This is a genomic window from Streptomyces sp. CNZ287, from assembly GCF_007827615.1.
Genome location: NZ_VISV01000040.1, coordinates 1 through 10,308 on the forward strand (window position 1 = coordinate 1; position 10,308 = coordinate 10,308).

General features: G+C 68.7%; 10 protein-coding genes. 4 read left to right on the forward strand and 6 right to left on the reverse strand.

The window, feature by feature from the left end:
* Positions 1-187: 187 nt before the first annotated feature.
* Together FB457_RS34895 and FB457_RS34900 are read right to left on the reverse strand one after the other, a co-directional pair.
* Positions 188-910: a potassium channel family protein gene (locus FB457_RS34895; protein WP_173534946.1), complete on the reverse strand. Its 723-nt coding sequence runs from the start codon at positions 908-910 to the stop codon at positions 188-190.
* A gap of 2 nt (positions 911-912) precedes the next feature.
* Complete coding sequence (locus FB457_RS34900; protein WP_047018527.1) at positions 913-2,286, reverse strand: TrkH family potassium uptake protein; 1,374 nt, start codon at positions 2,284-2,286, stop codon at positions 913-915.
* A gap of 1,350 nt (positions 2,287-3,636) precedes the next feature.
* Here FB457_RS34900 and FB457_RS34905 point away from each other — a divergent pair.
* The 3 genes from FB457_RS34905 (at position 3,637) to FB457_RS34915 (ending at position 6,363) form a co-directional block, all read left to right on the forward strand.
* A complete protein-coding gene (locus FB457_RS34905) occupies positions 3,637-4,647 on the forward strand; it encodes a SpoIIE family protein phosphatase (RefSeq protein WP_145784695.1) in 1,011 nt (336 codons plus the stop codon).
* 363 nt (positions 4,648-5,010) lie between these two features.
* Positions 5,011-5,313 (forward strand): hypothetical protein, encoded by a 303-nt coding sequence (locus tag FB457_RS36655; RefSeq protein WP_486589267.1) that lies wholly within the window; start codon positions 5,011-5,013, stop codon positions 5,311-5,313.
* Positions 5,314-5,613: 300 nt separating this feature from the next.
* Positions 5,614-6,363 (forward strand): hypothetical protein, encoded by a 750-nt coding sequence (locus tag FB457_RS34915; protein ID WP_145784690.1) that lies wholly within the window; start codon positions 5,614-5,616, stop codon positions 6,361-6,363.
* A gap of 483 nt (positions 6,364-6,846) precedes the next feature.
* On the opposite strand, the gene FB457_RS35585 is transcribed toward FB457_RS34915, so the two are convergent.
* The 3 genes from FB457_RS35585 to FB457_RS34925 all read right to left on the reverse strand — a co-directional run bounded on the left by FB457_RS35585 (position 6,847) and on the right by FB457_RS34925 (position 8,950).
* Positions 6,847-6,984 (reverse strand): hypothetical protein, encoded by a 138-nt coding sequence (locus tag FB457_RS35585; protein WP_186462105.1) that lies wholly within the window; start codon positions 6,982-6,984, stop codon positions 6,847-6,849.
* A gap of 27 nt (positions 6,985-7,011) precedes the next feature.
* Positions 7,012-8,100 carry a PP2C family protein-serine/threonine phosphatase gene (locus tag FB457_RS34920; protein WP_052770498.1) on the reverse strand — a complete coding sequence of 363 codons (1,089 nt, stop codon included), beginning with the start codon at positions 8,098-8,100 and terminating at the stop codon, positions 7,012-7,014.
* Between the two features lie 145 nt (positions 8,101-8,245).
* Positions 8,246-8,950 (reverse strand): hypothetical protein, encoded by a 705-nt coding sequence (locus tag FB457_RS34925; protein WP_052770491.1) that lies wholly within the window; start codon positions 8,948-8,950, stop codon positions 8,246-8,248.
* Between the two features lie 115 nt (positions 8,951-9,065).
* Here FB457_RS34925 and FB457_RS34930 point away from each other — a divergent pair, with 115 nt between their 5' ends.
* A complete protein-coding gene (locus tag FB457_RS34930) occupies positions 9,066-9,611 on the forward strand; it encodes a MarR family transcriptional regulator (RefSeq protein WP_145784692.1) in 546 nt (181 codons plus the stop codon).
* A 501-nt stretch (positions 9,612-10,112) separates the two neighbouring features.
* Here the strand turns inward: FB457_RS34930 and FB457_RS34935 are convergent.
* Positions 10,113-10,308 (reverse strand): integrase core domain-containing protein (locus FB457_RS34935; protein ID WP_145784694.1); only part of this gene is annotated, 196 nt, incomplete at its 5' end.

A 10,308-nucleotide genomic window follows, 5' to 3' on the forward strand; every position in this document is an offset into this window, starting at 1 on the left:
GTGCCCATCGCCCGCATGTTCGACGTCGAAGACCTCGTCGGCCTGCCGAACGAGACAGACCGCGCCGCAGGCCACGACCTCCCGAAGCAGCGCCAACCCGGGCCGGACCGCGCCAGGTCGTGACGAGCGCGTCAGCGCCCTGCTCACCACGTCGGCGAGGTGCGTGGATGCGCAGTCGCGTGGCGGCTCAGGTGAGTTCGGCGAAGGTTTCGACCGCTTGTGTGCGTCCGGTGACGATGATGACGTCACCTTTCTCCAGGACCGTCTCGGCTGTGGCATAGGTGAACTCCTCGCCGGGGCGCTTGATGCCGACCACGGTGACGCCGTGGAGGGTGCGGACGCGGCTCTCGCCCAGAGGGACGCCGATGGCGAGCCTCGGCGCGACGGTCTTGGCGAGTGCGAAGTCGTCATCGAACTGGATGAAGTCGAGCATCCGGCCGGTCACGAGATGGGCGACGCGCTCGCCCATCTCGTGCTCAGGCAGGATGACGTGATGCACGCCTAGCCGTTCAAGGATCTGGCCGTGCTGACGGCTGACGGCCTTCGCCCAGATGTTCGTCACACCGGCCTCCAGCAGGTTCGAGGCGACCAGGATCGACGCCTGGATGTCGGTGCCGATGCCGACCACCACATGGGTGAAGTCATTTACACCCAGTTGCTCCAGGGTCCGGGGGTCGGTGCAGTCCGCAGCGGCTGCATGGGTGAGGGCGTCGCTGTACTTCTGGACCAGCCGGGCATCGGTATCGATGCCCAGGACGTCCCATCCACGGCGCGTCAGCTCGTCGGCCAGTGAGCCGCCGAATCTCCCCAGGCCGATGACGGCGATCCGGTCCGCTCCGGCCTGCCGGCGGCGGCCGCCCGCCTGCCGCTTGCCGCGCCTGCGTTGGAGGTGGTGCAGGTAGTTGGTCATGCTCATCCAATGACGGGGCGTTCTTCGGGTAGTTGAAAGCGGCGCGTGCGCTCGCGCAGCGCGAGTGCCGACACCAGGGTGATGGGACCGACGCGGCCGACGAACATCAGCAGGACCAGGACGACCTGGCCGGCCGCCGGAAGATCGGCGGTGATGCCGGTGGACAGGCCGACGGTGCCGAAGGCGGAAACCGTCTCGAAGAGCACCGCCTCGAATCTTTCCTGTGTCATGGTCAGCAGTACCACGGTGGCCGATATCACCAGTCCGATGGCGAGCAGCGCCACCGTCAGCGCCTGCCGCAGCGCGGCCGGCGGGATGCGGCGGCCCATGGTCTCGGCGGCGGGCTCGCCACGCACCTCGGCGACCATGGCGACGGCGAGTACTGCGAAGGTCGTGACCTTGATGCCGCCCGCGGTGCCGGCGCTTCCGCCACCGATGAACATCAGCACGCTGGTCACCAGCAGTGTGGCCGGGTGCAGTGCGCCGATGTCGACGGCGTTGAAGCCCGCGGTGCGGGTCATGGCCGAGTGAAAGAAGCCGCTGAGCAGTTTCTCGCCGGTACCGAAGGGGCCGAGGGTCGCACCGTTGGACCACTCCAGCGCACATGTGAGAGCCGCCCCTGCTACCAGCAGGACCGCGGTGGTCGTCAGGGTGAGCTTGGCGTGCAGCGACCAGCCACGCCGACCGCTCACCCGCCGCCGGTGCCGATACCGCAACACCTCCAACAACACCGGGAAACCCAGGCCGCCGCAGATGACCGCGGCAGCGACCGGCACTGTCACCCACGGGTCGGTGGCATAGCGAGTGAGACTGTCCACGTGCAGTCCGAAGCCGGCGTTGTTGAAGGCGGAGACAGCGTGGAAGAGCGCGGAGTAGGCGGACTCGCCCACCCCCTGGTCGTAGCCGAAACGGAAACGCAGCGCCAGCAGCGCCGCCACCGACAACTCCACGATCAGCGTGGTGCCCGCCACGCCCAGAAGCACCCGGCGTACGTCGCCCAAGCCGAGGGTCTTCGTCTCCACCTGCGCGGTCAGTTGCAGGCGCAGCCGGAGTCTGCCGACGACCAGCAATGCCAGCAGCGATGCCAAGGTCATGATCCCGAAGCCACCGACCTGGATCAGTGCCAGGATCACGCCCTCGCCGAAGGCGCTCCAGTGGGTTCCGGTGTCCACCACCGTCAGGCCCGTCACGCACACCGCTGAGGTGGCGGTAAACAACGACGGCACGAAGCCCGTCGCAGAGCGGTCCTCGGCCGCCACCGGCAGCGACAACAGCAGCGTGCCGATGAGGACGACCAGACCGAACGCCACAACGACCAGTCGCGCGGGGTGCGTGGCCAGCAGGGAGCGGCTGGTCGAACGCAGCCAGCCTCGCACAGCGGCCCCTTTCCCTGCCCGGGGCGGCTGACGCAACCGGCGTCAGGACTCCGTCAGCAAACCATCAGCATCCGGTTCCACACCCTAGCCGCCACCACCTTGCCGAACCATGCACATTCCGCGGCCCGTGTACCGCCTGATCTGGAAGCACGGTTCCAGATCAGGCAGCTTGTCGGGCCGCCCCGAGGCGAAGGCCGGGGAAGGGATGGTCGCGCGCGGCAGACCTGGAGACCGCCGCTGCCGACCATGGAATGCCCGGCTGGCCGGAAACGGCGTCCACCAGATGCACCAACACAGCGCACGCGATCGTCAAGTGTCCGTATGGATTCCAGCCCACGGTGATGTGCGTGCCCTGACATCCACGGCAACCTGGCACGCTCGGCAACGGCGGTTACGGCAGAAGGAGCGGAGCGATGGCTGGATTCTCACTGTGGGCGTCGCCGGGAGACTCCCGGCCCATCCCCCGCCCCCCGACAGGAGCGGCCGCCACCGTACGGGACATAAGCCTGCTGAAAACGGCAACGGATACCGGTAGGCCGGCACCACGTACGTACCGAGCAAACTCGTGAGACGCTCCCGGCCCGATGAGCAGATGTGGCGTATCGAGTAGGGCCTGGGCTTGCTCGCGGTGGTGTTGGCCGTCACCGGGATCTTCACCGAGACGGTATGGGTTCTGGGTGTCGGGGCATGGATGCTGATCGCTGCTTGCCTGATCGACATGGTTTACCGGCCGTGCCAGCAGACACCGCACACGAGTACCAGGTCACCAACCGTGCGGGTCCACTGAGGGCTCAGCCCGGCTCAGGAGGGCAGCACGGCCTGAAGGCAGGGCCTGACCGAACTGTACGCGGACAGGACCAGGAGCATCCGACCGCGCGCTCGGGTGACGGTCCCACCACGAACGCAGCGGCCAGGCGGCCCGTTGTTCGTGGCCCACGCGGCGATTTCCGGCACCCGCTCAGGGAGCCCGGAAATCCGTGGTGTACGACCCGATGGGCATCGTCCGGGCCCGCGGACATGAGGAGACCCCTCCTCGTGGCGGGTCGTCAAGTCCGCCGGATCGGCCTGTCGCGGCGTGGCCTTCCGCACCGCGGGGGTGCGTTTCTACCTTCTGCCCGCCTCCTCAGCAGCAGCTGAAAGTCGATCGACCTTTCCGGGCAGGAGATCACTGCAGGTTGATAACGGCGGTGGCAGGCGTGTCGAGTCAAAGAGGCCGTGTGTCTACCGTGGCAGGTGATATTCGTCGTGGGGCGCGTGCGATACCTCACGGGGAGGGAGACCGTGAGCGGGCCGCAGTACAGACTGGCCTTCCCCGTCCGCGGCGTGTTGTCCGTTCTGCCCTACGGTGTCATGGCCGTCGTCGTGGCGGTGGACACGTCGGCCGGCCCGGAGATCGGCTACCTGCCGCTGGTGTCCCTGGGTCCCGCCTTCGCCGGCCTGGTGGGCGGGTGGCGGCGCACCGTGCTGATCGGTGTGCTGGCGCTGCTGCTCTGTACCGCGCTCGCTCAGTACAACAGGCTGCTGGGTGACCCCCGCGGATACACCGCGATGTTCTCAGTAGTCGGGGTAACCGCCGCCGCCCTGGCGGCCGTACGGATGCGGCAGGCACGCGAGGCGGAGTTGGCCAGCGTACGCTCGATCGCCGAAGTGGCTCAGCGTGTGCTGCTGCGACCGGTGCCGCTGGTGGCGGGAAAGCTGAGGATCGCGCTCTCGTACACGTCCGCGGTTGCCGAAGCCAGGATCGGAGGCGACCTCTACGAGGTCGTGACGTCACCGGTGGGAGTACGAGTGATCATCGGTGACGTGCAGGGCAAGGGCCTGGAAGCAGTGGAGACCGCAGCGGTGGTGCTCGGCGCCTTCCGCGAGGCGGCCTACGACGAGCCGAATCTCCAGGCGGTCGGCGAGCGAGTGGAACGGGCACTGGACCGCCACCTGCCGTCCGAGAAGTTCGTCACGGCCATCATGGCGGAGATCGGCGACGAGCCGACCGTGACCCTCCTCAACTACGGACATCCCGCACCGCTGGCAGTGAAGATCGACGGCGACACGCACCTCCTCGAACCACCGGCTCGGGCACTTCCCCTCGGCCTCGGCGTGCACGGCACTGCACCTCCGCAACCACATGTGCACCCCTTCAGCCCCGGGGACCAGATCCTCTTCTACACAGACGGCGTCACAGAAGCATGCAACGCGCAAGGCGTCTTCTACCCTCTCACCACGTGCGCCCCGCTCCTGGCGGACACCGACGCCGAATCCGCCCTGACCGCCGTCCGCCAAGACCTGATCGACCACGTACGCGGCCCCCTCCAGGACGACGCCGCCATGCTCCTCCTGCGCTACCGCCAAGACGACACCGCCTAACGAGTGCCCGGGGTGCTGGAGCGTTACTCTCCGGTGTGATCAGCGGGACCGCCGGCCTGATCGCTCTCGCCGTCCCACTGCTCAGGCTGCGCTCCCCCGCTCCAGCCCTTTCACCCGCCTCGGGCGATGGTGGGGCAGGTGGAGGTTGGGTGCGGGAGGCAGCCGCCCATGCCTCCTACCGCGTTCCTGCTGTCCCGGCCCCCGTCCGCGGGCCGCGACAGCCCACTCGCCGACATCCAGGATCCGGCGGCCGGCCGGGACGGCGGACTCGTCGTGGTCTGCGGGGACAGGCGGGCTGGGCAAGACCACCCCTGCCGCCCAGGCCGCCCGAGAGGCCGAGGAGCAGGGGCGAGCGGTCTCTGGGTGCGGTGGCAGGACGATGCCGCCCGCCTCGCGCATGACCTCACCCGTGTCGTCAGGGAACTGGGACTCGCCGACACCCGTCTTCATGACGCCCAGAGCGGCCGGGCCGCGCTCGTCGACGTGGTGTGGGAGCACCTGGCGGCGGTGCGGGGGGTGGTGATCGTGATCGACAACGTCGACACCCCCGCAACCCCCACACCCCCGCAACCCCCACACCCTCGCAAGCCGCAACAACCTCGCGGACGTACGGGCCGCGGCCGCCGCGGACTCAGTGGCAACGTCACGCCTGGCAAGAAGCCGTGATCGCCACGTTCGACGTGGAAAGCGCCTAGTCAGAGACAGCGATCGGATCTCCTTCGGCTTCGGGTCAAACGGGAGCCGCAGTTGGCTTCCGGGGAAGACGCCACGTGGTGCAGGCAGTTCGATTCCGAGGCGGCCCAGACGCCTCCCGAAATGGCGAACAGAACACACCCGCTGATTGCCTGCATCCGGCAGGGATGCACCGCGCTGACCTGCCAGCACCCCTCATGACATTGCAGGTTCCCGACAGGGGAGGATAAGCCGACAGGCCGGGGCCCGGGCCTGCGAGGGGTGGAGTGCGAGATGACCGGTCTGCGAGAAGTGACGGCCTTCCGGGCCGGAGTGACGCGGGTCCTGGGGCTGCTGATGATCGTGGTGTCCGTGGCCCTGGCGGCGGGCTGCGTCCTCGCATTCACCAACTGGCTGCCCGCCAACGTCGCGCGATACGAGGAATACCGCGCAGCCGAACGCTGCCCGGCCGACTCGACGCCAGATGCGTGGTGGGAGGACTGCCTGCGGGAGATCGACCTCACCATCGTGGACACGGTGGTCCGCGGAGGCAAGGGCAGCGAGTACCGGGCGACCGTGGACAGCAAGCGGTTCCACGGCAGGCTGGACTTCGGCGACCCCGGACCGCTCCTGGACACGCTCCAGGAGGGCGACAAAGCCGTCGGCACCGTCTGGCGCGGCGACATCGTCGCACTCACCAAGGGCAGGATCCGGCAGAAGACCTCCGACGAGCCGCGCGACGAGCCCCAGATGATCGCCGCCGCAGGCGCGGGCCTCGGCCTGCTCGCGGTGCCCGGCCTCGTCTTCGGCACGCCTCGTCGCGCCGCGCCGCCCCGGCCCCTTCACCTGGAGCAGGTCCGGCAAGAGGCTGTTCTTCACCAACCTGGCAGCCACCTTCGGCGTGGGGCTACCCGCAGTGTGGCTCGGCGTTCCCTGGCAGCTCGTGACGCCGGCGATCGTGGCGGTCGTGCTGGGTGTGGGCTTCTTTCTCCGGGGCATCCGGAGATCCGCCGAGGCAGGCGCGCAATGATATCAGTGGGATGAGGCGATCGTTCTGCCTGGCACCAACACCCTGAAAGATCCCTGACATGCCCCGCTTGACTCCCCGACTCCGGCCGTCGGCGCTGGGCTCAGCCACCAGGCAGCCGACGCGCGATGCGGCCGGCGATGTCGCGCGCCGCCCACTCCGCGGGCCCGTCGCAGTCGGGCAGTCGCTGCAGGAGCAGCACTACGGCCTGCGTCCTGGAGGTCGACATCACCGCGGCACGCGGCCGTCCGGCGCGTCCACGCTGCGCCACCCCCGCAGCCGGACCCCATCGTCTTCACTGATCGCCACACCCGGAGCAACGCGCGGGTGGGCGGGGAGGTCACCCACGCGGGCGGCTCAGCGGCGCGTGCTTCCCGTCCCGGTCGCCGGGGAGAGGAACTCGCGCGCCGCACGTGGGTCCGCAGTGCGCTCAGGGTGGCGCTGCTGGTGACGGCGGCGGTGCCTTCGAAGAAGGTCGCGGCGTATTCGTTGCACACCGATCAGAGGATCTCCGTCAGCGCATCGTCGGGCTCGCGAAACTCCGGGGCCGTCGTCATCGACGGCGGCGAGTGTCCGTTGCGCCAGGTCTTGCGTGCCTCGACGCGCTCACCCGGCCCAGCGCCGATGGCCTCGGTCACCTCGGCTTGGAGCGGGTGTGATGTCCGTTACGCCTGCTGGGCGTCGGTGTCGTCTTTTCGGTAGCGCAGGAGGAGCATGGCGGCGTCGTCCTGGAGCGGTCCGCGTACGTGGTCGACGAGGCTTTGGCGGATGGCTGCAAGCGCGGTGTCGGCGTCGGTGTCCATCAGGTGGGCGGTGCACTGGGTGAGGGGGTAGAAGGCGCCTCGTTCGTTGCGTGCTTCTGTGACGCCGTCTGTGTAGAAGAGGATCTGGTCGCCGGGGCTGAAGGGGTGGACGTGTGGTTGGGGCGGTGTGGCGCCGTGCATGCCGAGGCCGAGCGGAAGCGCGCGTGCGGGCGGGTCGAGGAGGCGCGCGTCCCCGCTGCTGTTCACCGCCAGCGGTGCGGGGTGTCCGTAGTTGAGCAGGGTCACTGCTGGCGTGTCGCCGATTTCGGCCATGATCGCCGTGACGAACTTCTCGGACGGCAGTTGGCGTTCCAGCGCGAGTTCCACACGCTTGCCGACCGCCTGCAGGTCCGGTTCGTCGTACGCCGCCTCCCGGAACGCGCCGAGCACCACCGCCGCGGCCTCGACCGCCTCCAGCCCCTTGCCTTGCACATCGCCGACGATCACCCGCACGCCCGCCGGTGAGGTCACGACCTCGTACAGGTCGCCTCCGATCCTGGCGTCGGCGAGCGCGGAGGTGTACGAGAGTGCGATCCGCAGGTTTCCGGCCGCCCGTGGAACCGGCCGCAGCAGCACACGCTGGGCCGTCTCGGCGATCGAGCGCACGCTGGCGAGTTCGGCCTCTCTGACCTGGCGCATGCGTACGGCCACCAGCCCGGCCGCGGTGACCGCGACCACCGAGAACATCGCGGTGTAACCGCGGCGGTCGCCGAGCAGGCCGTTGTACTGACCGAGTGCGGCGCAGAGCAGCAGCGCCAGCGCGCCGATCAGTGCGGTGCGTCGCCACCCGCCGACCAGGCCGGCGAACGCGGGGCCCAGGGAGACCAGCGGCAGGTAGCCCACCTCCGGACCGGCTGACGTGTCCACGGCCGCGACGATGGCCATGACACCGTAGGGCAGCACGGACAGCACGGTGCGAAAGGGCGGGGCGGAGTTCGGCGGTTCGTGCACGGCTTTCCTCTCCCGTGAGGAATCGCCCTGCACCCCACGACGAACGTCACCTGTCACGTTAGGCACACCGCGGCTTCTGCTCGCCCTACCGGCTGCCGCTGTTATCGATCCGCAGTGATCTCCTGCCCGGAACGTCATGCGGCTCTCAGCCGTGCCGGGGAGGGGGATCGAAGGGATAGGAACGCATCACCGCGGTGTAGGAGACGGCCAGGAAGCAGATCACCGCACCGGTGTACTTGACGAGTTGCCACGAGAACGGTGTCTCCTCGATTCCGCGGGGTTGCACGATGCCCATCGGGTCGTACACCACGGAGATTTCGTCTCCCGGTGTGGTTGCGGATGTGCATCCGCGCCAGATCCAGACCGGAGCGTACGAGCCCGGGACCTGGGCGACAAAGCAGTAGGGCTTCGAGACTCCAGGGAGGTCTGCGGCAGGCGCCACCGCCGACACTTCAGCGGAGAGCTGCACGCCGCGGTCTTCCAGCACCAGGTGGCCCGCAAGCTGCGGGGTCAGCACGGCTACCGGGATACCGACTGTCGCCACCGCTACCACGAACAGCCGGCCGGCCCTGATGAGCAGCAGGGAGACGGCGAAGGTCAGCGCGAACACGATGCCTGCGGAGCCGTCCCGGAACGGCCTCGCTGGGCTGTACGCACTCACCGCGCCGAGACCCACGAGTACGACGGTCGCGGCGAACACGAACGCGGCGCTCTGTATCCGTAGCCAGCGAGGCGCACGTCGGCCGGAGTACCGGGCGGGCCCGACCAGCATGTCCCGCAGCCGCCCGGTGGAGTCCTGGGCGCTCTGCAAGGCGGGGTCCAGAGGGTCGCCAGCGTGCCGGTCAGCCATGCTCCACCCCTCCCCCGGACATTCTTTGCACTATGCAAGGTATGTCAAGTGTGTGCTCTGCCTCAGAGGCCCGCGAGGTGTACTCACCGGGGCTTGCCGGTGTAGAAGTGGACTCATGGCTGAGGGTGCAGACCACCTTGTGGACGCGGACGATATCGACGGCGTGACCCGCGCGGTCCTCACCACCTCGCGGGTGCTTGTCGCCATCGCCGCCAGGTCCCTGGCGGCCGTCGAGGGCACTGTCACCCTGGCGCAGTTCCGGATGCTCGTAGTCCTGTCCACACACGGCCCGGTCAAGCTGGTCGCACTCGCCCAGCAGTTGGAGGTCAATCCCTCGACCGCGATGCGCATGGCCGACAGGCTCATCGCCACAGGACTCATCTCCCGAGAGGTCAACCCCACCGATCGCCGGGAGACCGTCCTGCGGGTGACCCCGCCGGGACGACGCCTCGTCAACGAGGTCACGGCCCGGCGGCGTGACGAGATCGCCGCGATCGTCGCACGAATGGCACCACCACAGCGCGAAGCTCTGATCACAGCGCTCACCGCCTTCACCGACGCAGGCGGTGAACGGGAAGCCGAGTCACCGGACCAGCCGCGCTATCCGTTGGGCTGGGCCGAAACCGTCCCGCCAGGCGGTGCGGACCATGACCGCCGCTGACGAAGCCGGCCGGCTTCATGTACCGCACACCAGCGTCTCGGGGGTGACTGTCTCCTTCGACGTGAGGAGACTGCCTGGTAGTGGGGGTGTGGTGAACCAGCCTGGGAATCGTGCGCGGAATGCGGGTGCCGTCCGAGGTCAGAGGGCTTTGGCCCGGCCTTCCACGTCCTCCACCCCGCTCGGGCGGCCGGCCAAAGGCGGCGTCCGGGTGTGGACAGTGTCCTACGCACGAGCGGAGAACACACCTGCACCACCCACCCAAGGTTCCGAGCCCTGCAGACTGATGAGGGCCCTGGTGGGCTCACGAGGGGATCGGCTACGACCGCATCGTCATCAGCCACGGAGGGCTCGCAACTGTCGCGCCTGGCGGCGGGGTGCCGACTGCCGCATCGTCGTAATCAGTCCTTGAAAGCTCGCAACCCGAGCACGGCGTCGAGCTGGCCGGATCGCGTCCCGCCGGAATGAGCTGCCCCGGGTTTCGTAGCGTCCGGTGATGTTTGTTCAGGCGGACTGGTGGGCGGCTTCCTGGCTTCGCCAGTAGGCGGCCTCGTACTCGGCGGGCGGCACGTAGTCGAGGGCGGAGTGGAGCCGTTCTTCGTTGCACCACGTGACCCAGCGGAAGATCGCCCGCTCGACCTGGTCGACGTCCCGCCACGGGCCGTGCATCTCGATGAGTTCGGCCTTGAAGGTGCCGTTC

Excerpts from the sequence above, each read along its gene's own strand:
- FB457_RS34905 (WP_145784695.1), top strand. The coding sequence starts at position 3,637 with ATGGCCGTCGTCGTGGCGGTGGACACGTCGGCCGGCCCGGAGATCGGC.
- FB457_RS34925 (WP_052770491.1), bottom strand. The coding sequence starts at position 8,950 with ATGGCTGACCGGCACGCTGGCGACCCTCTGGACCCCGCCTTGCAGAGC.
- FB457_RS34930 (WP_145784692.1), top strand. The coding sequence starts at position 9,066 with ATGGCTGAGGGTGCAGACCACCTTGTGGACGCGGACGATATCGACGGC.
- FB457_RS34915 (WP_145784690.1), top strand. The coding sequence starts at position 5,614 with ATGACCGGTCTGCGAGAAGTGACGGCCTTCCGGGCCGGAGTGACGCGG.
- FB457_RS34895 (WP_173534946.1), bottom strand. The coding sequence starts at position 910 with ATGACCAACTACCTGCACCACCTCCAACGCAGGCGCGGCAAGCGGCAG.